23 protein-coding genes are annotated in these 24,306 nt (G+C 67.8%); 18 read left to right on the top strand and 5 right to left on the bottom strand.

The annotated features are described in order from the left end of the window. Positions 1–4: 4 nt before the first annotated feature. Positions 5–1,504 carry a glycolate oxidase subunit GlcD gene (gene glcD / locus SCI24_RS11300; protein ID WP_318725467.1) on the bottom strand — a complete coding sequence of 500 codons (1,500 nt, stop codon included), beginning with the start codon at positions 1,502–1,504 and terminating at the stop codon, positions 5–7. Positions 1,505–1,698: 194 nt separating this feature from the next. On the opposite strand from glcD, the gene glcC reads away from it, so the two are divergent. Further along, positions 1,699–2,478, top strand: a complete 780-nt coding sequence (gene glcC / locus SCI24_RS11295) for a transcriptional regulator GlcC (protein WP_106230840.1) — start codon at positions 1,699–1,701, stop codon at positions 2,476–2,478. A gap of 3 nt (positions 2,479–2,481) precedes the next feature. On the opposite strand, the gene SCI24_RS11290 is transcribed toward glcC, so the two are convergent. Further along, positions 2,482–3,165, bottom strand: a complete 684-nt coding sequence (locus SCI24_RS11290) for a GntR family transcriptional regulator (protein WP_318725466.1) — start codon at positions 3,163–3,165, stop codon at positions 2,482–2,484. Between the two features lie 172 nt (positions 3,166–3,337). Between SCI24_RS11290 and SCI24_RS11285 the strand changes: the two genes are divergently transcribed. From SCI24_RS11285 to SCI24_RS11240, 10 genes are all read left to right on the top strand, one after another. Then, a complete protein-coding gene (locus tag SCI24_RS11285) occupies positions 3,338–3,799 on the top strand; it encodes a GlcG/HbpS family heme-binding protein (RefSeq protein WP_318725465.1) in 462 nt (153 codons plus the stop codon). A gap of 221 nt (positions 3,800–4,020) precedes the next feature. Beyond that, complete coding sequence (locus SCI24_RS11280; RefSeq protein ID WP_318725464.1) at positions 4,021–5,007, top strand: TRAP transporter substrate-binding protein; 987 nt, start codon at positions 4,021–4,023, stop codon at positions 5,005–5,007. Between the two features lie 76 nt (positions 5,008–5,083). After that, complete coding sequence (locus SCI24_RS11275) at positions 5,084–5,602, top strand: TRAP transporter small permease (RefSeq protein WP_318725463.1); 519 nt, start codon at positions 5,084–5,086, stop codon at positions 5,600–5,602. Continuing rightward, positions 5,599–6,879, top strand: a complete 1,281-nt coding sequence (locus SCI24_RS11270) for a TRAP transporter large permease (RefSeq protein ID WP_318725462.1) — start codon at positions 5,599–5,601, stop codon at positions 6,877–6,879. The genes SCI24_RS11275 and SCI24_RS11270 overlap by 4 nt, the downstream gene beginning before the upstream one ends. A gap of 30 nt (positions 6,880–6,909) precedes the next feature. Beyond that, complete coding sequence (locus SCI24_RS11265; protein ID WP_318725461.1) at positions 6,910–7,695, top strand: enoyl-CoA hydratase/isomerase family protein; 786 nt, start codon at positions 6,910–6,912, stop codon at positions 7,693–7,695. A gap of 31 nt (positions 7,696–7,726) precedes the next feature. Next, positions 7,727–8,914 carry a CoA transferase gene (locus SCI24_RS11260; protein ID WP_318725460.1) on the top strand — a complete coding sequence of 396 codons (1,188 nt, stop codon included), beginning with the start codon at positions 7,727–7,729 and terminating at the stop codon, positions 8,912–8,914. A gap of 62 nt (positions 8,915–8,976) precedes the next feature. After that, positions 8,977–10,185 carry a pyridoxal-phosphate-dependent aminotransferase family protein gene (locus SCI24_RS11255; RefSeq protein WP_318725459.1) on the top strand — a complete coding sequence of 403 codons (1,209 nt, stop codon included), beginning with the start codon at positions 8,977–8,979 and terminating at the stop codon, positions 10,183–10,185. A gap of 36 nt (positions 10,186–10,221) precedes the next feature. Then, positions 10,222–13,227 (top strand): FAD-binding and (Fe-S)-binding domain-containing protein, encoded by a 3,006-nt coding sequence (locus SCI24_RS11250; protein ID WP_318725458.1) that lies wholly within the window; start codon positions 10,222–10,224, stop codon positions 13,225–13,227. Positions 13,228–13,300: 73 nt separating this feature from the next. Beyond that, the gene (ltaE, locus tag SCI24_RS11245; RefSeq protein ID WP_318725457.1) at positions 13,301–14,314 is read left to right on the top strand and encodes a low-specificity L-threonine aldolase; all 1,014 of its coding nucleotides are present in this window, start codon (positions 13,301–13,303) and stop codon (positions 14,312–14,314) included. Between the two features lie 34 nt (positions 14,315–14,348). Beyond that, positions 14,349–14,873, top strand: a complete 525-nt coding sequence (locus tag SCI24_RS11240; protein WP_318725456.1) for a gamma carbonic anhydrase family protein — start codon at positions 14,349–14,351, stop codon at positions 14,871–14,873. Between the two features lie 94 nt (positions 14,874–14,967). Here SCI24_RS11240 and SCI24_RS11235 read toward each other — a convergent pair whose 3' ends face one another. Then, the gene (locus tag SCI24_RS11235) at positions 14,968–16,668 is read right to left on the bottom strand and encodes an L-lactate permease (protein ID WP_318725455.1); all 1,701 of its coding nucleotides are present in this window, start codon (positions 16,666–16,668) and stop codon (positions 14,968–14,970) included. Between the two features lie 344 nt (positions 16,669–17,012). On the opposite strand from SCI24_RS11235, the gene SCI24_RS11230 reads away from it, so the two are divergent. The 3 genes from SCI24_RS11230 to SCI24_RS11220 all read left to right on the top strand — a co-directional run bounded on the left by SCI24_RS11230 (position 17,013) and on the right by SCI24_RS11220 (position 18,975). Beyond that, positions 17,013–17,720 (top strand): glutathione S-transferase N-terminal domain-containing protein, encoded by a 708-nt coding sequence (locus SCI24_RS11230; RefSeq protein WP_318725454.1) that lies wholly within the window; start codon positions 17,013–17,015, stop codon positions 17,718–17,720. 25 nt (positions 17,721–17,745) lie between these two features. Continuing rightward, positions 17,746–18,435, top strand: a complete 690-nt coding sequence (locus SCI24_RS11225; RefSeq protein WP_318725453.1) for a glutathione binding-like protein — start codon at positions 17,746–17,748, stop codon at positions 18,433–18,435. Between the two features lie 183 nt (positions 18,436–18,618). Beyond that, positions 18,619–18,975, top strand: a complete 357-nt coding sequence (locus SCI24_RS11220) for a phasin family protein (RefSeq protein WP_318725452.1) — start codon at positions 18,619–18,621, stop codon at positions 18,973–18,975. A gap of 104 nt (positions 18,976–19,079) precedes the next feature. Here SCI24_RS11220 and SCI24_RS11215 read toward each other — a convergent pair whose 3' ends face one another. Then, entirely contained in the window at positions 19,080–19,703 is a 624-nt protein-coding gene (locus SCI24_RS11215; protein ID WP_318725451.1) for a phosphoribosyltransferase, read from the bottom strand. A 310-nt stretch (positions 19,704–20,013) separates the two neighbouring features. Here SCI24_RS11215 and SCI24_RS11210 point away from each other — a divergent pair, with 310 nt between their 5' ends. Beyond that, positions 20,014–21,477, top strand: a complete 1,464-nt coding sequence (locus tag SCI24_RS11210) for a nucleobase:cation symporter-2 family protein (RefSeq protein ID WP_318725450.1) — start codon at positions 20,014–20,016, stop codon at positions 21,475–21,477. A 161-nt stretch (positions 21,478–21,638) separates the two neighbouring features. Here the strand turns inward: SCI24_RS11210 and uraD are convergent, their stop codons facing one another. Then, positions 21,639–22,163 carry a 2-oxo-4-hydroxy-4-carboxy-5-ureidoimidazoline decarboxylase gene (gene uraD / locus SCI24_RS11205; RefSeq protein WP_318725449.1) on the bottom strand — a complete coding sequence of 175 codons (525 nt, stop codon included), beginning with the start codon at positions 22,161–22,163 and terminating at the stop codon, positions 21,639–21,641. Between the two features lie 226 nt (positions 22,164–22,389). Between uraD and uraH the strand changes: the two genes are divergently transcribed. From uraH to SCI24_RS11190, 3 genes are all read left to right on the top strand, one after another. Then, a complete protein-coding gene (uraH, locus tag SCI24_RS11200; RefSeq protein ID WP_318725448.1) occupies positions 22,390–22,743 on the top strand; it encodes a hydroxyisourate hydrolase in 354 nt (117 codons plus the stop codon). A gap of 51 nt (positions 22,744–22,794) precedes the next feature. Then, the gene (locus tag SCI24_RS11195; RefSeq protein ID WP_318725447.1) at positions 22,795–23,997 is read left to right on the top strand and encodes a urate hydroxylase PuuD; all 1,203 of its coding nucleotides are present in this window, start codon (positions 22,795–22,797) and stop codon (positions 23,995–23,997) included. An 80-nt stretch (positions 23,998–24,077) separates the two neighbouring features. Then, positions 24,078–24,306: GntR family transcriptional regulator (locus SCI24_RS11190; RefSeq protein ID WP_318725446.1), on the top strand; the 229-nt coding region annotated here is incomplete at its 3' end.

The following is a 24,306-nucleotide window of genomic DNA, read 5'->3' as shown; positions in this document are numbered from 1 at the left end:
ATCCTCAGAATCGGGGCAGCTCGGGGTGCGGGAGCTCGTTGTTGTGCACATGCATGGCACCGAACTCGGCGCAGCGAGCGAGGGTCGGGATGTTCTTGCCCGGGTTGAGCAGGCGGTCGGGGTCGAAGGTCGCCTTGACTGCATGGAAGGTGGCCAGTTCGCCCGGGTTGAACTGGGCGCACATCTGGTTGATCTTCTCGCGGCCCACGCCGTGCTCGCCGGTGATCGAGCCGCCGACCTCGACGCACAGCTCGAGGATCTTGCCGCCGAGTTCCTCGGCCTGCTCCAGCTCGCCCGGGCGGTTGGCATCGAAGAGGATCAGCGGGTGCATGTTGCCGTCGCCGGCATGGAAGACGTTGGCGACCCGCAGGCCATACTCCTCGGAGAAGTCGGCGATGCCCTTCAGCACCCGCGGCAGCTCGCGGCGCGGGATGGTGCCGTCCATGCAGTAGTAGTCCGGGGACATGCGGCCCACCGCCGGGAAGGCGTTCTTGCGCCCCGCCCAGAAGGTGGCGCGCTCGGCCTCGTCGCGGGCTTGCTGGATGCCGGTGGCCCCGGCCTTCTCGAGCACCGCGCGCACGGTGGCGCAGTCGTCGTCGACGTCGGCCTCCACCCCGTCCAGCTCGCAGAGCAGGATGGCCTCGGCCTCCACCGGATAGCCGGCCTTGACGAAGTCCTCGGCGGCGCGGATGGCGAGCTTGTCCATCATCTCGAGCCCACCGGGGATGATGCCCGCGGCGATGATGTCGCCCACCGCCCGGCCGGCCTTCTCGACGTCGTCGAAGCTGGCCATCAGCACCTTGGCGGTCTCGGGCTTGGGCAGCAGCTTGACGGTGATCTCGGTGACCACGCCGAGCATGCCCTCGGAGCCGGTGAACAGGGCCAGCAGGTCGAGGCCCGGGGCGTCCAGCGCCTCGCTGCCGAGCGTCATGCGCTCGCCCTCGATGGTGATCACCTCCACCTTCATGACGTTGTGCACGGTCAGCCCGTACTTCAGGCAGTGCACGCCTCCGGCATTCTCGGCCACGTTGCCGCCGATGGAGCAGGCGATCTGCGAGGAGGGGTCCGGCGCATAGTAGAGGCCGTAGGGGGCCGCCGCCTCGGAGATCGCCAGGTTGCGCACGCCGGGCTGGAGCCGGGCGATGCGGGCGTCCGGGTCCACGTCGAGGATGCGGTTGAAGCGCGACATCACCAGCAGCACCCCCTTCTCCAGGGGCAGGGCACCGCCGGAGAGGCCGGTGCCGGCCCCGCGGGTCACCACCGGCACGCCCAGGGCGCGGCAGCGCTTCATCAGCGTCTCGACCTGCTCGAGGGTCTCGGGCAGGGCGACCAGCATGGGCAGCACGCGGTAGGCGGAGAGGCCGTCACACTCGAAGGGGCGCAGGTCCTCCTCGCGGTGCAGCAGGGTGAGCCCGGGCGCGGCCTGCTGCAGGTCGGCCAGGACGTCGGCCTTGTCGATGTCCGGCAGCTCGCCGTCGAGCCGCTCGTCATAGAGGATGTTCATGTGGCTTCCTCGCTGGATGGCCCATGACCCGCGCGGGCCGGGCAGGTGTCCGGTGGTGGCCTTCAATCTGTGCCTTCTTGACGGGCCTGTCCAGTCTCTGGTTCGCTGGTCAGACCAGTTGTGAGTATGATTCTGGAAAGGTTTTCCAAGCTACACCCTCGCGCCGCGTGAGGATATCCCCGGAGGAGACGGTCATGCCCCGCTACCATGATGAGCTGGTCACCACCTCGCGCACGCCCGATGCCATCGCGGCCCGGCTCGAGGAGCTGATTCTCGACGGCGTGTTCCGCCCGGGCCAGCTGCTGCCCTCCGAGCGTCGCCTGAGTGAGCGGCTGCAGGTCTCCCGTGCCTCCCTGAGGGAGGCGCTCAGGACGCTGCGCAGCAAGGGCGTGATCGTCACCCGGCAGGGGCGGGGCTCGGTGGTGGCCGAGCTGGTCACGGCGGCCCAGGACACGCCGCTGATGCATCTCTTCCGCGACCACCCGCGGACGCTGTTCGACCTGCTGGAGGTTCGGGCCCTGCTCGAGGGGGAGTCGGCCAGCCTGGCGGCCAGCCGGGGCACGCCCTCCGACCGGGTGCTGATCACCCGCCGCTATCAGGCGATGGTCGACTATGTGGAGAGCGCCGAGTCGGTCGACGTCGAGCGCCTGGCGCGGCTCGACCACGGCTTCCACCTGGCCATCTGCCAGGCCTCCCACAACCCGGTGCTGGTGCACACCCTGCAGAGCCTGACCGACCTGCTGCTGAGCTCGGTGTTCGCCTCGGTGAAGAACCTCTATCACCGCCCGAGCTCCCGCGAGATGATCAATCGCCAGCATGCGCGGCTCTATCGCGCGGTGATCGAGGGCAAGCCGGTCCTCGCCCGGCGTGTCGCCCTGGAGCACCTCTCCGGGGTGGGCGAGCAGCTGCGCGAGATCGAGGCGGAGGACCAGCGGCTGGAGCGCTCGGCCATGCGCCTCGAGGGCTGGGGGTAGGGGTCAGGAGGTGGCGACGTCGAGGGCGCTCTCGTCCTCGACCACGCCGGCGAGGGAGGCCACCTCGAGCTTGTTGCAGAGATGGTCGCGCAGGATCTGGCCCAGTCGCCTCCCGTCGCGCGCCTCCAGGGCGAGGATCATGTGCTCGTGGTCCTGGACGGCCTTGCGCCAGAAGTCGTCGGTCATCTTCTTTGAGTAGCGGACCCGCTTCACCCGCTGGTTGAGGTTGCTGTAGGTCTCCTGCAGTACCTCGTTCCCCGAGGCGGCCAGGATCCCCTCGTGGATGCGCTGGTTGACCCGGAAGTAGTCCGGCAGGTTGCGTTCGCGATAGTGCCGCAGCATCTCGTCATGCAGCGCACGGATGTCCCGGATCCCCTCGTCGCTGATGTTCTGGCAGGCGAGCTCGCCGGAGAGCCCCTCCAGGGCTCCCATCAGGTCGTAGGTGTCCTTCACCATCTTCAGGGTCAGGCGAACCACCCGGGCGCCGCGGTTGGTCAGCAGCTCGACCAGGCCCTCGGAGGCGAGGACCTTCAGCGCCTCGCGAAGCGGCGTGCGAGAGACCCCGAACCGCTCGCAGAGCTGCTTCTCGGATATCCGCTCGCCGGGAGCGAGGTCCCCCTGCTCGATGAGCTCCTGGACGCGGTCGGCCACATCCAGGTAGAGGCTGCGCTGCTGGATCTTGCTCATGGCATGGGTCCCTCGAGGCAATGGCGTCCTGATGGTTGCAGTCGGGGTGACGGCCGCGTCGCCGGCCGGGGCACCCCGGGGAGAGATGGGCCAGGCTGGCATTCCGTCACGAAAGGTATTATGAATTCAAAATGCAGCCAATATCCACCTCGACCATCATCAGGAGTCTTCCATGGCCGGCAAGGTCTTTCGCAGTCACTTCCAGCTTGGCCGTTCGCAGGCCAGGGCCATCCTCGACGGGGCCTTCGCCAGGGCGCGTGATGCCGGAATGGAGCCTCTCACCCTGGTGGTGCTCGACGGTGGCGGTCACGTCGTCGCCGCCGAGCGCGAGGACGGCTGTGCCCCGCTGCGCTTTCCGGTGGCCCAGGGCAAGGCCTTCGCCGCCCTGGGGAACGGCATCGCCAGCGGTGTGGTGGGGGAGCGCAATGTCGAGCGTCCTGCCTTTCTGGCCAGCGTGGCCGCGGCCTCGGCGGGGCACTTCGTGCCGGTGGCCGGCGGGGTTCCGATACTCGACGATGAAGGGCAGGTGATCGGCGCCGTCGGGGCCAGCGGGGCAAGCTCCGGCGAGGATGAGGCGGCCGCGATCGCCGGCATAGAGGCCGCCGGTCTCGCCTGGGGGCGTGAGCCGGAATGAGAGGCACCTTTCTCTCTCGCGGTGGCTCTCCGCTGGTATGGAACGACTAAAGTTCAATATCTGATTATGAATTTTGAATTCAAATTGAATCGGTGAGGCATGGCGGCCACCGCATAGCGACAACACCACAATCCGGGTGCCCGCCACTGCTGGAAGTTGCCGGGGCGAGCTCGGCTCACCGGCAAGACGCGTACAACAACAAGCCAGCACCGGAGTATCCCATGAAAGTGATCAAGACAGCCTTCGCCGTCACTGCCCTGGCGGCCGCCATGGCGCCTGGCCTGGGCATGGCGCAGACCGAGTTGCAGTTCGGCCACGTCGGCAACCCCGGGTCGTTGTTCGATGCCTCCGCCACGGAGTTTGCCAAGCGCGCCAACGAGCGGCTGGGCGATGACTATGAGGTGGAGGTCTACGGCTCGAGCCAGCTGGGTGGCGACAGCTCCATGATGCAGAAGCTCAAGCTCGGCCAGCTCACCTTCACGCTGCCCTCCACCGTGATGTCCTCGGTGGTCGACGAGTTCGGCCTGTTCGAGATGCCCTACCTGATCAAGGACCGGGAGCACATGAAGCGGGTCATCGAGGAGGTGCTCGAGCCGGAGCTCTATCCGCTGGTGGAGGAGGAGGGCTACAAGATCCTCGCCGTCTGGGAGAACGGCTTCCGCCAGATCACCAATAATGTTCGACCCATCAACACGCCGGAGGACCTGGATGGCCTCAAGCTGCGCACCCCCAAGGGGAAGTGGCGCGTGCGCATGTTCGAGGAGTACGGCGCCAACCCGTCACCCATGGCCCTCTCGGAAGTGTTCACGGCGCTGCAGACCGGCACCATGGATGGCCAGGAGAACCCCCTGGTGCAGATCTACTCCCAGAAGTTCCAGGAGGTCCAGGACTACCTGTCGCTGACCGGCCACGTCTACACGCCGGCCTACGTGGTGGTCTCCAGGAGCCACTGGGAGGACCTGCCGGAAGAGGTGCGTGAGGTCCTGGAGGAGACCGCCCAGGAGGTTCAGGACTTCGTCTACGAGACGGCCGCCCGGCAGGACGAGGAACTTCTCGGCGAGATGGAAGCCGCCGGGATGGAGGTCAACGAGGCCGACAAGCAGGCCTTCATCGACGCCAGCGGTCCTGTCTATGAGCTCTTCGGCGAGGAAGTGGAAGGCGGCAGCGATCTGATCGATCGCGTGCTGGAGCTCGGCAAGGGGGAGTGATCCTCCCGTCAGGCCGAGCTTCCTGACCGCCCCCCATGGGGGCGGTCCTTCCCTGACTCGACGGAGTAGCGACTTCATGTCTCTCGCGAGATTACGATTCGGCTTCGAGTGGTTGCTCGAGGTCATCACCATGCTGCTGGTGGTGTCGCTGGCAGTCGTCGTGCTGCTCGGCGTCACCTTCCGCTTTGCCGGCAATTCCCTCAGCTGGTACGACGAGGTGGCCGCCGTGATGCTGGCCTGGGTGACCTACTACGGCGCCGCCCTCGCCGCCCTCAAGCGTGCCCATATCAGCGTGCCTGGCCTCGTCTATTCGCGGCCACGTGCCGTGCGCGTGACGCTGGTGGTGATCGGCGAGGCCATCATCATCACCTTCTTCGTGATGCTTGCCGTCTATGGCGTGCAGGTCATCCAGATCCTCGGCGGGTCCACCCTGGTCAGCGTGCCGATCCCGATCGCCGTCACCCAGTCGACCATTCCCATCGGTGCCGCGCTCTACGTCATCGCCGAGCTGGTCAACCTGCCCACCATCCTGCGCGAAGCCTGGCATGGCAAGGCGCCGCCCTCGGAGCATGACATCGTGGAGGAAGCGCAATGACGACTGCCCTGATCCTCCTGGCCGGCCTGGCGATGATCTTCATCAATATCCCCATCGCCGTGGCGCTGGGCGCGGTGTCGCTGCTGGCCATGCTGGTGCTGCAGGGCCCGAACAGCCTGCTCAGCTTCCCCATCGTGATGTTCGATGGCTCGACCAAGTTCCCGCTGATCGCCATCCCGCTGTTCGTGCTGGCCGGGGCCATCATGAACACCGGCGGCATCTCCCGGCGGCTGATCGACTTCGCCTCGGCGCTGCTCGGCTTCATCCGCGGCGGGCTGGCGATGGTCAACATCGGCACCTCGCTGTTCTTCGCCGAGATCTCGGGCTCGGCGGTGGCCGACGTCGCCGCCCTCGGCTCCATCCTGATGCCGGCGATGAAGAAGAAGGGCTATCCGGCGGACTTCACCGCGGCGATCACCTCCTCCTCGGCGTCGCTGGCGATCATCATCCCGCCTTCCATCCCGATGATCCTGTATGCCGCCATGGCCGACACCTCGGTGGTGCAGCTGTTCGTGGCCGGCATCGTGCCGGGGCTGCTCGGCGGGTTGTCGATGATGGCGCTCGCCTGGTTCTTCGCCGTCCGCTACAAGTACCCGGTCGAGGAAGCCTTCCAGCTCAAGCGAGTCTGGGCCACCTTCAAGGCGGCGGGCCTCGCCTTCCTGCTGCCGCTGATCATCCTCGGGGGCATCTTCGGTGGCTTCATGACCGCCACCGAAGGCGCCGCCCTGGCGGTGGTCGCGGCGCTGCTGATCAGCTTCCGCTACGGCGAGCTGCGCTGGAGTACGCTGCGCGGCGCCATGGTCGAGGGCGGCGTCCAGACCGCCGTGGTCATGCTGCTGGTGGCGAGCTCCGCCCTGCTGGGGGACTTCCTCACCCGGGCCCAGCTGCCCCAGACCCTGGCCGCCGTGATCGGCGACTTCACCAGCAACAAGTACATGGTGCTGGCGCTGCTCAACGTCTTCCTGCTGGCGATCGGCATGATCCTGCACTCGGCGGCGGCGATCATCCTCACCGTGCCCATCGTCATGCCGCTGGTGATGATGGTCGGCATCGACCCGGTGCACTTCGGCATGATCGTCACCCTGAACCTGGCCATCGGCCAGCAGACGCCCCCGGTGGCCAGCGTGCTGATGACGGCCTGCTCGGTGGCCAAGGCTGACATCTGGGACGTGGCCAAGGCCAATGTGCCCTTCATGATCCTGCTGTTCGTGCTGCTGATGCTGGTCACCTACGTGCCGGTCGTGCCCATGGGCCTGGTGGAACTCTTCTACCGGTGATGCCGCCGACCCCCTGACGGGAGAAACATGATGAGCGACGAATCCGTGATCCTGCGGCGCGAAGGCGGTATCGCCTGGATCGGCTTCAATCGCCCGGCGAGCCGCAATGCCATGACCTGGGAGATGTATGACGCCCTGGAAGCCTGCTGTGACCGGCTCGCCCAGGATGACGAGGTGGTGGCCGTCGTGCTGCATGGGATGGGAGGCGAGGCCTTCGTCGCCGGTACCGACATCGGCCAGTTCACGCACTTCGACGCCCCCGAGGATGCCACCGGCTACGAGCGGCGCATCGACCGGGTGGTGGGCAAGCTCGAGGCACTGCCCAGGCCCACCATCGCCCTGATCGAGGGGGCCTGCGTGGGGGGCGGGGCAGCCCTGGCGCTGGTCTGCGACTTTCGCTACTGCACGCCCAGCATGAAGTTCGGCGTGCCCATCGCGCGCACGCTCGGCAATACCCTGTCGATGAGCAACGTCTCGCGGATGGTCGACATGGTCGGCGTGGCCCGCACCAAGGAGGCACTGATGATGGCCAGGCTGTTCGGGGCCGAGGAGGCGGCCCAGGCGGGGCTGGTCAATGCCGTGTTCGACGCCGAGGTGATCCATGAGGAGGTGGCGGTCATCGCCGCCGAATTCGCCCGGCGCGCCCCGCTCACCGTCCAGGCCAGCAAGGCGCTGGTGGGGCGGGTGCTCGCCGAGCGTCGTCCTGCCCCCGAGGCCGGGGACGACTGGGTCACCGCCTGCTACATGAGCGACGACTTCAAGGCGGCGGTGAACCGGTTCGTCCACAAGACGCCCTTCGAGTGGCGCGGCCGCTAGCATGAACGACAGCAATGGAGGGAGCATAGCGATGCTGCCACTGCAGAACCTCAAGGTCCTCGACATCTCCCAGATCATGGCCGGCCCCTACTGCACCATGGTGCTGGCCGACATGGGCGCGGAGGTGATCAAGGTCGAGAAGCTCAACGGCGGCGATGACAGCCGCCAGATGGGCCCCTACGTCAACGACGAGTCGACCTGCTTCTCGCAGATCAACCGCAACAAGAAGAGCATCTCGCTCAACCTCAAGGACGACCGGGCCCGGGAGATCTTCTACCGCCTGGCCCGGGACGCCGACGTCATCGTCGAGAACTACCGCACCGGGGTGACCCAGTCGCTGAAGATCGACTACGACACCATCAAGGCGATCAACCCGGGCATCGTCTACTGCTCGATCTCCGGCTACGGCCAGACCGGGCCCTACCGGCACAAGGGGGGCTTCGACCTGGTCGCCCAGGGCATGACCGGGCTGATGTCGATGACCGGCGAGCCGGGGCGTCGGCCGCTCAAGACCGGCATCGCCGTCTACGACATCGGCGCCGGCCTGACCGCCACCTACTCGATCCTCGCCGCCGTCATCCACCAGATGAACACCGGTGAGGGCCAGCATATCGACATCGCCATCACCGAGTGTGGCCTGCCCTGGTTCACCTGGGAGGCGGCGGCCTATTTCGCCGAGGGCCGGGTGCCCGAGCCGACCGGCTGGCGCCATCGGGTCTCGGCGCCCTACCAGGCGATCAAGGCTCGAGACGGCTACCTGATGCTGGGCTGCGCCAACCAGCGGACCTGGGAGCGGTTCGCCCGGGACGTGCTGGAGCGCGAGGACCTGATGGAAGACCCTCGCTTCCTGACCAATCACGACCGAGGCCAGCACGTCGAGGAACTCGAGGCGCTGCTGGAGTCGATCATGGCCGAGCGCGACGTCGACGACTGGCTCGCGCGCTGCGACACGGCCGGGGTGCCCGCCGGGCCGATCAACGACTTCGCCCAGGCCATGAGCGACGAGCACTACCTGGCGCGCGGCATGGTGCAGGAAATGGACCACCCGACGATCGGCCGGATGAAGACCATCGGTTTCCCCAGCAAGTTCTCGCGTACCCCGTCGCAGATCCGTCAGCCGGCACCGCTGTTCGCCCAGCACACCGATGAAGTCCTCGGTGGCATGGGGCTGTCTGCCGAGGAGCTCGAGACCCTGAGGGCCGAGGGCTGCATCAAGTAGGCGCCTTTTCGAGAGATGAATTGCATTCATTATCCAAGAACAAGATGCACGGAGATTTCCCCATGCTGAACCTCGACTTCCACCCCTCCGGTCGCCACTTCCTGCAGATTCCCGGCCCCTCCCCGGTGCCGGATCGCATCCTGCGCGCCATGAGCCTTCCGACCATCGACCACCGGGGCCCGGAATTCGGCGCCCTGGGCCGCGAACTGCTGGCCAAGGTCAAGAAGGTCTTCAAGACCGACAACCCGGTGATCATCTACCCGGCGTCGGGGACCGGCGCCTGGGAGGCGGCACTCGCCAATACCCTCTCGCCGGGCGACGAGGTGCTGATGTTCGAGACCGGCCACTTCGCCACCCTGTGGCACAGGATGGCCACCCGCCTGGGCCTGGCGCCCGAGTTCATCGGCCTGCCGGGCTACGAGGGCTGGCGCCACGGCGTGCAGGCCGACATGATCGAGGCGCGCCTGAGGGAAGACACCGGGCACAGGCTCAAGGCGGTCTGCGTGGTGCACAACGAGACCTCCACCGGGGTGACCAGCGACATCGCCGCGGTACGCCGCGCCATCGACGCCGCCGGGCACCCGGCGCTGCTGCTGGTCGATACCATCTCGGGGCTGGCCAGTGCCGACTACCGCCACGACGAGTGGGGGGTGGACGTCACCATCTCCGGCTCCCAGAAGGGCTTGATGCTGCCCCCGGGGATCAGCTTCAACGCGGTCTCCGACAAGGCCATCGAGGCGAGCCGCCACAACGCCATGCCGAAGAGCTTCTGGGCCTGGGACGAGATCCTCGAGGCCAACAAGAATGGCTACTGGCCCTATACCCCCAGCACCAACCTGCTCTACGGCCTCAACGAGTCGCTGGACATGCTGCTCGAGGAGGGGTTGGAGCACGTGCTGGCACGCCACCAGCGCTGGGCCGCCGGCGTGCGCACGGCGGTCGAGGCCTGGGGGCTGGAGATCCAGTGCCAGGACCCGACCCTCTACTCGCCGGTGCTCACCGGGGTGGTGATGCCCGAGGGCACCGACGCCGACGCGGTGCGCAAGATCATCCATGAGCGCTTCGACCTCTCGCTGGGCACGGGGCTCGGCAAGGCCAAGGGCAAGATGTTCCGCATCGGCCACCTGGGCGACTGCAACGACCTGACCCTGATCGCCACCCTGGGCGGCTGCGAGGCGGGCCTGAAGCTGGCGGGCGTGCCATTGAAGGGCAGCGGCGTGGCGGCCGCGCTGGACTACTTCGCCGGCCAGCCCCTCGAGGCCGCCCACTGACCATCGGCAGTGCCACGCATGGCGGAGGAAGATCCCATGACGTCCCTGAAGGACAATTCCCGGGCCGGCAGGGCCCCGGATGCCCGGATCAAGCCGGTGACCGAGCTGGCGGCCCGGCTGTCACGCGAGCTCGAGGGCGAGGTGCTGTTCGACGACGCCTCCCGGGGCCGCTACTCGACGGATGCCTCGATCTACCAGGTCACCCCGGTGGGCGTGGCGATTCCGCGCCATCAGCGTGACCTGGCGCTGGCGCTGGAGATCGCCCGGGACGCCGGGGTGCCGGTTCTGGCGCGCGGCGCCGGCACCAGCCAGTGCGGCCAGACGGTGGGTGAGGCGCTGGTGATCGACAGCACCCGCTGGCTCGACGAGATCGTCGAGTTCGACCCCGAGGCGCGCACCGTGGTGGTCGAGCCCGGGATCGTGCTCGACCACCTCAACGCCTGGCTCAAGCCCCATGGCCTCTGGTACCCGGTGGACGTCTCCACCAGTGCCCAGTGCACCATCGGCGGCATGGCCGGGAACAACTCCTGTGGCTCGCGCTCGATCCGCTACGGCAACATGGTGCACAACGTGCTGGGCGTGGATGCGCTGCTGGCCGACGGCAGCGAGGGCCACTTCGGCTTCGTCGAGCAGTTGCCGGCCTCGGGGAGGGTGCGGGAACTGGCCGAGCGGGTGAAGGCCATCGCCGAGGGCGTGGCCCCCGAGATTCGCGAACACTTCCCCAAGGTGCTGCGCCGCGTCGGCGGCTACAACCTCGACCTCTTCGACTGCCAGAACCCCAAGCCCTATGACCCGGACGGGCGCGCCAACCTGGCCCACCTGCTGGTGGGCTCCGAGGGCACCCTCGCCGTGAGCCGCCGCATCACCCTGCGCCTCTCGCCGCTGCCCGAGCACAAGGTGCTCGGGGTGGTCAACTTCCCCACCTTCTACCAGGCGATGGACCTCACCCGGCACATCGTCACCCTGGACCCTTCCGCGGTGGAGCTGGTCGACCGCACCATGATCGAGCTGTCGCTGGAGAACCCGGCCTTCCGCCCGGTGATCGAGAAGGCACTGATCGGCAGGCCCGAGGCCGTGCTGCTGGTGGAGTTCGCCGGGGAGGAGCGCGAGGCCCAGCTCGCCTCGCTGGCGCGCCTCTCGGAGCTGATGGCCGACCTGGGCCTGCCGGAGAGCGTGGTGGAGATGCCCGAGGCCGCCGAGCAGAAGGCGCTGTGGAACGTGCGCAAGGCGGGGCTCAACATCATGATGAGCATGAAGGGGGACGGCAAGCCGGTCTCCTTCATCGAGGACTGCGCGGTGCCGCTGGAGCACCTGGCCGAGTACACCGATCGGCTGACCGAGGTGTTCCATCGTCATGGCACCGAAGGCACCTGGTACGCCCACGCCAGCGTAGGCACCCTCCACGTGCGGCCGATCCTCGACATGCGCCGCGACGGCGCCGAGAAGATGCGCGAGATCGCCGAGCAGGCCTCCGCCCTGGTGCGCGAGTACAAGGGCGCCTACTCCGGCGAGCACGGCGATGGCCTGTGCCGCGGCGAGTGGGTGGCCTGGCAGTTCGGCGAGACCGTCAACGATGCCTTCCGCGAGGTGAAGCGGCTCTTCGACCCCGAGAATCGTTTCAATCCGGGCAAGATCGTCGATACCCCGAGGATGGATGACGAGCGCTACTTCCGTTTTGCCTCCACCTACCGGACGATTCCGATGACGCCGGTGTTCGACTGGTCTCCCTGGAACGTCACCCGCGACCCGCTCTCCGGCGAGCAGGGCGAGCCCGGCAGCGCCGGCGACCCTACCCATGGCCTGGCCATGGCGGTGGAGATGTGCAACAACAACGGCCACTGCCGCAAGTTCGATGCTGGCACCATGTGCCCGAGCTATCGCATCACCCGCGACGAGCAGCATCTCACCCGCGGGCGCGCCAACACCCTGCGCCTGGTGCTCTCCGGCCAGCTCGGCGACGAGGGGCTGGCAAGCGACGACGTCAAGGAGGCGCTCGACCTCTGCGTCTCCTGCAAGGGCTGCAAGCGCGACTGCCCCACCGGCGTCGACATGGCCAAGTTCAAGATCGAGGCGCGTACCGCCCGGGCGAAGGCCAGGGGGCTGTCATGGCGAGACCGCATGGTCGGCGAGATGCCGCGCTATGCCCCCTGGGCCAGCCGATTCTCCGGCCTGCTGGGTGCCGTGGAGCGCGTGCCGCTGATCTCGCGCCGGGTCAAGACGGCCCTGGGGCTCGCGGTGCAGCGCGACTTCCCGCGCTTTCGCGGCAACTTCCTCGCCGAATCGCGGGGTGAGGTGGTCCAGGCCCCCCGCGAGGTGCTGCTCTTCGTCGATACCTTCAACAACTACCTGGAGGGCGAGAATGCCCGGGCGGCCAAGCGGGTGCTGGAGGCCGCCGGCTACCGGGTGCACCTCAACGTCAGGAAGGGCGAGCGGCCGCTGTGCTGCGGGCGCACCTACCTCTCCTCCGGGCAGTTCGACAAGGCCCGACTGGAGGCGCGTCGCACCCTGGACCACCTGATGCCCCATGTCAGGCGGGGCGTGGCGATTGTCGGGCTCGAGCCCTCATGCCTGCTGACCCTGCGCGACGAGTTCCTGCAGTATGGCTTCGGCAAGGAGGCCAGGGCCCTCTCCGAATCGGCCTTCCTGTTCGAGGAGTTCCTGGTCCGGGCGCGTGACGCCGGCGAGTTGCCGCTCGACCTCAAGCCGGTAGAGCACCCGCGCGCAATGCTGCATGGCCACTGCCACCAGAAGGCCTTCGATGCCTTGCGTCCGGTCGAGCAGGTGCTCTCCTGGATTCCCGGCCTCGAGGTAGAGACCATCGTCTCCTCCTGCTGCGGCATGGCCGGCAGCTTCGGCTACGAGGCGGAGCACTACGATGCCTCGATGAAGATGGCCGAGCTGTCGCTGCTGCCGGCGGTCCGCGAGGCCGCCGACGATGCCGTGCTGGTGGCCGACGGCACCAGCTGCCGCCACCAGATCCGCGACGGCAGTGGACGGGAGGCGATCCATGTGGCCCGGCTCCTCGAGCGGGCGCTGGCCTGAGTCCGCGGCCGACGGCGCCCTGCATCCAGGCCCGTCGGCCCCCTTTACCGACACCCGAACGAGGCGGTTGAGCATGATCGATCTGCGCAGCGACACCGTGACGCGGCCCACCCCGGCCATGCGCGAGGCCATGGCGCGGGCCGAGGTCGGCGATGACGTCTGGGGCGACGATCCCACGGTCGCCGTCCTCGAGGCCGCGGTGGCCGAACGGGCCGGCAAGGCCGCCGGACTCTTCTTCTCCTCGGGCACCCAGAGCAACCTGGCGGCCCTGCTGACGCACTGCCAGCGCGGCGACGATTTCATCGCCGGCCAGCTCGCGCATATCTACCGCGACGAGGGGGGCGGTGCCGCGGCCCTCGGCGGCATCCAGGCCCAGCCCATCGAGCATGACCCCGATGGCACCCTGCCCCTGGGCAAGGTGCAGGCCGCGATCAAGGGGGCGGACATCCACCATGCCCGGACGCGGTTGCTGGCCCTGGAGAACACCTTCCGCGGCCGGGTGCTGCCCGCCGACTACCGGGCCGAGGCCATTGCCCTGGCGCGCACCCATGGCCTGGCCACCCACCTGGACGGTGCCCGCCTGTTCAACGCGGCGGTGGCAAGCGACCGGCCCCTGGCGGACCTGTGCCAGGGCTTCGACTCGGTGTCGCTGTGCTTCTCCAAGGGGCTGGGGGCCCCGGTCGGCTCGGTGCTGGTGGGCGATGAGCCCTTCATCGCCCGGGCGCGTCGCTGGCGCAAGACCCTGGGCGGCGGCATGCGGCAGGTCGGCATCCTGGCGGCGGGGTGTCACCATGCCCTGGAGCATCACGTCGAGCGCCTGGCCGAGGATCACGCCCATGCCCGGAAACTGGCCGAGGGGTTGGCCGATATCGACGGGATCGCGGTGCAGGCCTGCGACACCAACATGGTATTCCTGACGGTGCCCGAGGCCGACGCCAGGGCACTGGGGTCGCACCTGGCGGCCCGGGGGATCCTGGCGGCCGTGGGCGCGACCACCCGCCTGGTCCTGCACCTGGACGTCGGCGACGACGACATCCCCGGCATCCTGGCCGCCTTCCGGAGCTTCGTGGCCCGCTCGGGGGCCTGAGTGGGCCATTGATCATTTAGAGGAGACCCCTTCCATGGCGATCTATCAGTACGGCGAGGACCGCCCTGCAATCGGTGACGACGTCTACGTGGCCGAGACGGCCGACGTGATCGGACGGGTCACCCTCAAGCGCAACGCCAGCATCTGGTACCAGGCGGTACTGCGCGGCGACACCGACCACCTCGAGGTCGGCGAAGGCAGCAATATCCAGGACGGGGCGGTGCTGCACGCCGACCCCGGCTACCCGCTGACCGTGGGCACGGGCGTGACCGTGGGGCACCAGGCCATGCTGCATGGCTGCACCATCGGCGACGGTAGCCTGGTGGGGATCCAGGCGGTGATCCTCAACGGGGCGGTGATCGGCAGGAACTGCCTGGTGGCCGCGGGGGCCGTGGTCAAGGAGGGGGCCAGCTTCCCCGACAATTCGCTGATCGTGGGGGCGCCGGCCAGGGTGGTGCGCGAGCTCTCCGAGGAGGCCATCGAGGGCCTGAGGAAGAATGCCGAGGGCTACGTGGAACGCGGCCGGCGTCATGCCACGGAACTCAAGCGGATCGACTGATTCTTGCGGCCTGGCCGGGCCTGATGGCTGCCCGGAAACGACACAGCCCCCACGGCCTGGCCGTGGGGGCTGTTGTCACTGAAGCGGATGGCGATCAGCCCAGGCGCAGCAGCGGGTCGCTGATCCCCAGCACATAGAAGGCCACCAGCCCGATGATCCCGGCAGCGATCAGGTAGTAGATCGTCGGCAGGATGGTCTTGCGGATGGTCTCGCCCTCGCGGCCCAGCAGGCCCACCGTGGCCGAGGCCGCCACCACGTTGTGGATGGCGATCATGTTGCCCGCCGCGGCGCCCACGGCCTGCAGCGCCACCATGAAGGCGGTGGAGAGGCCGAGCTGCTGGGCGACGTTGAACTGGAAGTCGGAGAGCATCAGGTTGGAGACGGTGTTGGAGCCGGCGATGAAGGCGCCCAGGGCACCCACGGCCGGGGCGAAGAACGGGTAGACCCCGCCCACGCTGTCGGCCACGAGCTGGGCCATGGCCACCGGCATGGAGACCAGGTCGGCGGCATTGACGCCGGAGTTGATCAGGATACGCACCATGGGGATGGTGAAGATCAGCACGAAACCGGCGCCGAAGATGGTGCGGGTGGACTCGCCGAAGGCTGCCTTGAGCTCGCCGAGGCGCATGCGATGCAGCAGGGCGGTGAGCAGCACCACCATCAGCAGGATTCCGCCGGGCAGGTAGAGCGGCTGGATGCTGCCGGAGACGCCCGCCTCGCCGAGGATGTTGTTCCAGCTGAAGGCGAATGAGGTCAGGGCGTTCTTGAACGGCTCGATGGTGCGCGAGGCGACCAGGATCACCGCCAGCAGCACGTAGGGGACCCAGCCCATCAGGGTGGAGATAGGCGCCTTGCCGGTGACGTCATCCAGCTTGATCTCGAGCTTGCCGATCCAGGCATCGGGCCAGGAGGTACTCTCCGGGAAGTCCCAGGTGTCCTTGGGGATCAGGAAGCCGCGGCGGGCGGCCGGCACGACGATGGCCAGGCCGACCATGGCGCCGATCATCGACGGGAACTCCGGCCCCAGCAGCACCCCGGCCAGCATGTAGGGCACCACGAAACAGATGCCGGCGAAGATGGCGAAGGGGGCGATGGAGAGGCCCTCCTTCCAGGAGCGGTTGGCGCCGAAGAAGCGCACCATGATCACCACCATGATCAGCGGCATCAGGATGCCGACGATGCCGTGGATCACCGCGACCTCACCGGCGATCAGGCGGAAGTACTCCATCCACCCGGCGCCGCCGGCCTCCAGGGTCTCGGTGATGCCGATGCGGTCCAGGCCGCCGGTGACCCCCACCACGATCGGGGTGCCCACGGCGCCGAAGGAGACCGGGGTGGACTGGATCATCATGCCCACCACCACGGCGGCCAGCGCCGGGAAGCCCAGCGCCACCATCAGCGGGGCGGCCACGGCGGCGGGGGTGCCGAAGCCGGAAGCGCCCTCGATGAAGCAGCCGAACAGCCAGGCGACGATGATCGCCTGGACGCGACGATCCGGGCTGATCCCCGAGAAGCCGTTGCGGATGGCCTTGATCCCCCCCGAGTGCTTCAGGGTGTTGAGCAGCAGGATGGCGCCGAAGATGATCCACAGGATCGCCACCGTCAGGATCAGGCCCTGCAGGGTCGAGGCCACCACCCGGGAGAAGGTCATCTCCCAGGCGAGCAGCCCGATCAGCGCGGTGACCACGAAGACCACCGGCATGGCGGTCCTGGCGGGCATGCGAAAGCCGATCAGCAGCACACCGGCCAGTACCAGGGGCACGAAGGCGAGCAGCGCGAGTATCGTTTCGTTCATGGAGGGGTTCCTTTCGCGTTGGAACGGTTGGTCGTGGAGCCTCCCCGACCGAGCGGGGCATGAAGAAGGCGCACCTTAAGCGCAGGCGTCCGGCTTGGCCATTGCTGGTTAACTGGTATGACCAATCCTGGAGGAGACCGGAATACAACAGGGTTTTCTGAAATAGTCGATGATTCAGAGGCTTCCGCGGCAAGCCGGCAGGCGGATTCCTCTCCCTCCCGCGCGGGATCTTAGACTAATGGACAAGTCGCCGTCGCCGGGCGACACGCCTGCGACGGCGTGGCGGTGTCCGGCAAAGGCTGGCACTATCGGACCATACCCATGACCGGATACCAGGAGGCGGCATGACACGAGTGCTCTACGATCTCTGCGGCATCGATGAGGGGCTGCGCTTCTCGCCCTACTGCTGGCGCGTGCGCTATGCCCTGGCCCACAAGGGGCTGGAGGTCGAGACGCGGCCCTGGCGCTTCTCCGAGAAGCAGGCCCTGGCCTTCGCCGACCATGACAAGGTGCCGGTACTGGTCGACGGCGACGAGGTAGTCACCGACAGCTACGAGATCCTGCGCTACCTCGACCGCACCTATCCCGAGGCGCCGCTGCTGGGCGAGGGGCTGGCCGAGGCGCGTGGGCGCTTCTTCAAGCACTATGCCGAGCGTTCGCTGGCCCCGGCGATGATACGCACCATCATCATGGACCTGCTCAACGCCATCCATCCCGACGACCGGGCCTACTTCCGCGATACCCGCGAGAAGCGCTTCGGACGCACCCTCGAGGAGTTCCACTCCCCGGCCAAGGGCCTGGCCCAGCTGGATACGGCCCTGGAACCGCTTCGCGGCCAACTGAAGGAGGCCGACTTCCTCGACGGCGAGGCCCCGGCAGGCGCCGATTACCTGGTCTTCGGCAGCTTCATGTGGGCACGCTGCGTCTCCAGTGCCGACCTGGTGTCCAACGCCGACCCGGTCCATGGCTGGCTCGAGCGCATGCTTGACCAGCACGGCGGCCTGGGGCGCAAGGCCCTGCGCATCACCGACATCGAGGGGGCCTATCGCTGAGGCGAAGGACCCGAGGAGCAGAGCGATGATCGATCTCTACTACTGGACGACTCCCAACGGGCACAAGGTCACGATCTTCCTGGAGGAGGCGGGACTCGAGTATGTCGTCAAGCCGGTCAATATCGGCCGTGGCGAGCAGTTTGCCGAGGAGTTCCTCGAGATCGCTCCCAACAACCGCATCCCGGCCATCGTCGACCGGGCGCCGGCGGACGGCGGCCAGCCCCTGGGCCTGTTCGAGTCGGGGGCGATCCTCGAGTACCTGGCCGACAAGACCGGCCGCTTCCTTCCCGGTGCCGGGCGCGAGCGCTATGTGGTACTGCAGTGGCTCTACTGGCAGATGGGCGGGCTGGGGCCCATGGCCGGTCAGTCCCATCACTTCCGCCACTATGCGCCGCAGACCATCGACTACGCCGTCGAGCGCTATGTCCGGGAAACCGCCCGTCTCTATGGGGTGCTGGATAGGCGCCTGCAGGACCACGACTACCTGGGGGGCGACGCCTACTCCATTGCCGACATGGCGACCTACCCCTGGGTGAGGTCCTGGGAGAAGCAGGGGCAGGACATCGAGGCGTTTCCCGAGGTCTTGCGCTGGATGCGGGCCATCGACGCACGCCCTGCGGTGCAGCGCGCCTATGCGCTGGTCGAGCGCGTCAACCCGAGCAACGGGGTGGAGATGGACGAGGAGGCGCGCCGGCACCTGTTCGGTGAGCGCTGAACGACACGCTTTCGTCCCTCACCATGACGCCCGGCCCCGGCCGGGCGTCATGGTTCATGGCCGACGGCATGGCGGAAGCCCCGCAATTCCCATTGGATGTTGCACCGCACAAAGAGGCCTGCTATGTTGCAATGCAGCACGGGGCGGCAGGCCCCGGAGTCCCACCACAGATGGAGGTGTTTCATGAGCAAGGCAACCACCCAGCAGGCCACCGAACAGTTCGAGTCCATGTTCGTGGCACCCGCACGCAGCTTCGGCGCCCTCAACCTCGACTACACCGAGAAGCTGGTCGCCGCCCAGTTCGACGCGGTGCGCGCCCTGACCGACATGGGCCTGGCCCAGGCCCGCGGCTGGCTGGACGTGCGTGACGCCGAGAGCCTCAAGTCGGTCGTGGAGTCCCAGCAGAAGGCCAGCCAGGACGTTGGCGAGCGCCTGCGCGGCGACGCCGAGAAGCTCATGAGCCTCAGCCAGGAGTACGTCCAGAAGAGCCAGAAGCTCGCCGAGGACGGCATCAAGGCGGCCACCACGGCAGCCAAGTAAGCTCCCTGGCCATCGAGCATGGCAAGCGCCGGCCCCGGCCGGCTTTCACGGGCCGTCACCCTCGGGTGGCGCCCGTGTTCTTTTTTGCGGGCCCGCTGACCGCCTCAGCCGTGCTCGCTGCCCAGCAGCGCGATGACCTCCTCGTCCTCCACCTGCCTGAAGTCGGCGAAGAACTGCCCCACGGCCTGAAAGTTCCAGGGCGTCTCCAGGCAGACCACCTCGTCGGCCAGCGCCTCGAGCCGTGCCACCGTATCCGGCGGCGCCGCCCCCATGGCGGCGATCAGCGTCTGCGGACCCCGTGATCTGAGGGTGCTCAGCGCCGCCGCCATGGTGGCGCCGGTGGCGCTGCCGTCATCCACCACCACCACGATGCGCCCCTTCGGGTCGATGGGGGCGCGCACCGGCGTATAGCGGCGGCGGCGCTCCTCGAGCAGGGCGCACTGCCGCTCCGTCTCGCGGGTCACCGCCTCCTCGCGGTAGTGCCGCGCCGCCTCCTCCAGCGCCACGCTGCCATCCTCGCTGACCGCGCCGATGGCATATTCGGGATTCCCCGGCGCCCCCAGCTTGCGTACCAGCACCACGTCGAGGTCGCCCTCCAGGGCGTCGGCGATCAGCCGTCCCATGGGCACTGCGCCCCGCGGGATGGCCAGGATCAGCGGATCGTGCCCCTTCAGGTGGGAGAGGCGTCGCGCGAGGCGCTCGGCGGCATCGAGTCGATCACGGAACATGACGGTGCTCCTCGTTGGGAAGACGTGTCTCCAGTGTAGGCCGCCCGGTACGCGGTGCGAAACGCGCTGCCGGCGGGGGTGTCGGGCTTTCTCCACCTTTATCGTGTTTAGTGGAAAATATTTCCGGTATACAAAATATTTGTGTAGTGTAGGACATGCTGCCCGGGCTGAGTGTCGTCAAGGCATCGCCGGCCATGCCCGACCATGACGGCGTACGACTTTGTGAGTAAGCGCATTCCAAAGTGTGCGACAGTGTGCCAGGGTTTCTTGTATACAAATAATGGCGACAATAAAAGCAGTGGTCTTACCCATGCAGACAAGCCCCCGCAACACCTCGATCTTCGATTTCCACGGCAAGCCACCGCTGGCCAAGGCCTTGCCGATCTCCCTCCAGCATGTCCTCGCCATGGTGGCCGGCGTCATCACGCCGCCCATCATCATCGCCGGCGTGGTGGGTGCGACGCCCGCCGAGAAGCTGCTGCTGATCCAGATCGCCGTGCTGGCCTCCGGGGTCTGCACGCTCTTCCACCTCTACGGTGTCTGGAAGTTCGGCGCGCGCCTGCCTGCCATCTTCGGGGTGGGCTTCGCCTATGTGCCGACGCTGATCGCCGTGGGCGGGCAGTTCGGCATCGAGGGCATCATCGGCGCCCAGTTGGTCGGCGGCATCACCATGATGGTGGTGGGCTACTTCATCCAGTACATCCGGCACCTCTTCCCGCCGGTGGTGGCGGGGACCGTGGTGCTGGTGATCGGCCTGTCACTCTACGACATCGCCATCCGCTACATGGCGGGCAGCGGCAACGTCGAGGCGCCGGGGTTCGGGGCGCCCATCAACTGGGCCGTCGGCCTGGTCACGCTGCTCACGGTACTGGTCGCCTCCCAGTTCGGCAGGGGGGTGGTCAAGCTGTCGGCCATCATGGTCGGCATCCTGGTGGGCTACCTGCTCTCGCTGGCCCTGGGCATGGTCAGCTTCGACTCCGTGGTCGAGGCGAAGTGGGTCGCGGTGCCGGAGGTGATGCCCTTCGAGATGGAGTTCCATGCCGCGGCCATCGTCTCCATGGTGGTGATCTGCGTGATCAACTCCGTGCAGACCATCGGCGACCTCTCCGCCACCACCGTGGGCGGAATGAACCGGGAACTGAGGACCAAGGAGCTGACCGGCGGGCTGCTGGGCAACGGCCTGACCACCGCCGCGAGCGCCTTCTTCGGGGCCCTGCCGACCTCCACCTTCAGCCAGAACGTGGGGATCGTGGCGATGACCAAGGTGATCAGCCGCTACGTGCTGGCCATCGCCGGCCTGTTCATGATCCTGGCCGGCCTGAGCCCCAAGTTCGGCGCCATCATGACCACCATTCCCTACCCGGTGCTGGGCGGGGCCACCATCATCGTCTTCGGGATGATCACCATGACCGGCATCCAGCTGCTCATCAAGGATGAGCTGTCGGCCCGCAACATGACGATCGTGGGGCTGGCGCTGGCGCTGAGCCTGGGCATCGCCCAGGTGCCGGCGGCGATCGAGCAGTTCCCGGCGATGCTCAGGAACCTGATCGGCGGGGCGCCCATCGTGGTGGCCGCCATCACCGCCTTCGTGCTCAATATCGTGCTGCCCCGCACCTCGCTGGCCGACGAGGCCCGGGAGCGCGAGGAGATCGCCAGGGCGGATGCCGAGGCCGCCGGACAGGCCGAGGCTGGCCCGCATGCCGGGAAGGTCGGCGCTGCCGAGCGGGAGAGTGCCGGGGCCGACCGTGCCGCGGGGGTCGCGCGGGGCGGCTGACCCGGGCGCGCCTTGTCCGCCCTGCCGGGTGGGGGAAGCCCCGCCCGGCACGCCAGCCAGCGAGCAGCCGAGATATCGGCTGCTCGCTGGCGTCAGGGGGTGTCGCGAGACGGCCCCGTAGCGGGCCGCCGGGGAGGGCGCTCATGCCGGAAGCGCGGCTCTCAGCCGAGACGGGCGTCCAGGCGGAAGCGGGCGATGCGGTTGATCTGCTCGATGGCGGTGCGGCGCTCCTCGGCCGGGTCGTTGGGCAGGCGCGCCTCGAAGGCGGCGAGGATGGCATGGCGGTCGCTGCCCTTGACGGCCATCACGAAGGGGAAGCCGAACTTTTCCTTGTAGGCGGCGTTGAGGCGCTCGAAGCGGGCCAGCTCCTCGGGCGTGCACTGGTCGAGGCCGGCGCCGGCCTGCTCGCGGGTGGAGTCGTCGGTCAGCTCGCCGGCCACCGCCGCCTTGCCGGCGAGGTCCGGGTGGGCACGGATCACCTCGAGCTGGCGGTCGGGGCTCGCCTCGCGCAGCACGCTCCCCATCACCTCGGCCAGCCCCTCTGGCGTGTCCTCGGCGGGGGAGAGGCCGTGCTGCCAGGCGAGCTCGGCGACCCAGGGGGAGTGTTCGTAGATATCCCCGTAGTGGGCCACGAAGGATTGCTGGTCGAGCTGGCTGGGGGGCGGGGTGAGGATCTTGTCGGTCATCCTGGGGCTCCTCTGCTTGGTGTGGCGGCCTGTTGGCGCACGGTGGCGAGCAGGCCGTGGCGGGGCAGTCGAGGGATCTCGAGGCTCCTGCCATAAAGTGTATACAAAAATATTTTGAAATGTACCCCAATAAAGGCTAAAACTGTCTTCACTAAGGATCTGATGAGGCCTGCCCGCCGAGGGCGGCGCCAGGCAGCGACCCACCCGATACGCAAAGGAGAACCCCATGGGATACCTGACCACGCATGTGCTGGACACCGCCCAGGGCCGCCCCGGCCAGGGCATCCGCATCGAGGTCTTCCGCCTCGAGGGCGAGACCCGCACCCGGCTCAAGGCGGTCGTCACCAACGATGACGGGCGCTGCGACGCCCCCCTCCTGGAGGGCGACGACTTCACCACCGGCGAGTACGAGCTGCTCTTCCATGCCGGCGACTACCTGCGCGCCCGGGGCGTCGAGGCCGATGAGCCGCGCTTCCTCGACGTGATCCCGCTGCGCTTCGGCGTGGCCGATGCCGGCCAGCACTACCATGTGCCGCTGCTGCTCTCGCCCTATGGCTACTCCACCTACCGCGGAAGCTGAGGGGCTTTCCCTCCCGATACGCCCATAACAAGACGCTCGACGAGGCCCCCCATGCAAGCCTACCTGCTGGATTTCACCAACTTCCTGCTGCGCTGGCTGCACGTCATCGCGGCCATCGCCTGGATCGGCGAGTCGATCTACTTCGTGATGCTGGACAACAGCCTGCGCACGCCCAAGGCCGCCGAGGACCGGGAGAAGGGCGTCTTCGGCGAGATGTGGGCGGTGCATGGCGGCGGCTTCTACCACAACCAGAAGTACGCCAGCGCCCCCGACAAGCTGCCCGAGGACCTGCACTGGTCGTTCTGGAAGGCCTATACCACCTGGCTCACCGGCTTCGGCCTGTTCGTGATCCTCTACATGGTCAACCCGAGCTTCTACCTGGTGAACCCGGGCAGTGACTGGGCCTGGGCGGCGAACATGAGCGGCTGGCAGGCCAATGTGGTGGCGCTGGCCTTCCTGCTGGCCGGCTGGGTGGTCTACAACGAGCTGTGCAAGCGCATCAGCCCCGACATGCAGCGCGACGGCCTGCTGAGCATCGCCGTGGCGGTGATGATGGTGGTGGTGGCCTACCTGAGCAGCCAGATCTTCTCGGGGCGTGCCGCCTTCCTGCTCACCGGCGCGGTGATGGCCACCGCCATGTCGGCCAACGTCTTCTTCTGGATCATCCCCGGCCAGCGCCGCATGGTGAAGGCGATGAAGGCCGGCGAGACGCCGAATCCCCTGGACGGCAAGCGCGGCAAGCAGCGCTCGGTGCACAACACCTACTTCACCCTGCCGGTGGTGCTGCTGATGATCAGCAACCACTACTCCTTCGCCTACTCCCATGAGCTGGCCTGGGTGATCATGTCGCTGTTCATCTTCGCCGGCGCCCTGATCCGCCAGTACTTCGTGCTGATGCACGCCGGCCACAAGCGCCCGGCCTATCCGGCGGCGGGGGTGGCCCTGCTCCTGGTGGCGTTCTGGATCGCGGCCCCCGCCGGCGGCGGCCAGGCCAATGCCACGGCGGCGGTGGCGCCCGACCTCGATGAGGTGCACGCGATCGTCGAGGCGCGCTGCGTGGCCTGCCATTCCCGCGAGCCGAGCCAGCCGGGCTTCAACGCGCCGCCGGCCGGCATGGCCTATGACACCCCCGAACAGCTCCGGGCCCAGCGGGCGAAGGTCAAGGAGGTGGTGGCGAGCGGCTACATGCCGCTGGGCAACATGACCGGGATGACCGACGAGGAGCGTGCGGTCATCGCCGCCTGGGAGGAGTGACCCGCGAAGTCGCCGGCACGGTCTCGATATGTATACAATGATCGCGCATGCCGGTGATGACCAGGGGAGGAGGGGACTCGATGAACCAGCGCCAGACGGTTGCCGAACGCGGCGGTGCGGGCCGGCCGGGCAAGAACGGGGACGGTGCCGAGCGCCACGAGGAGATCCACCGCTCGATCAGCGACGCCATCATCGAGCACCGCCTGCGGCCCGGGGCGCGCCTGCGCGAGGACGCCCTGGCCGAGGTCTTCGGCATCAGCCGCACCGGCATCCGCAAGATCCTCCAGCGCCTGGCCCTGGAGCAGCTGG

Origin of the sequence: Halomonas sp., from assembly GCF_033549285.1 — a bacterium.
GTDB lineage: Bacteria > Pseudomonadota > Gammaproteobacteria > Pseudomonadales > Halomonadaceae > Halomonas.
This window is presented reverse-complemented; position numbering and strand designations above follow the sequence as displayed.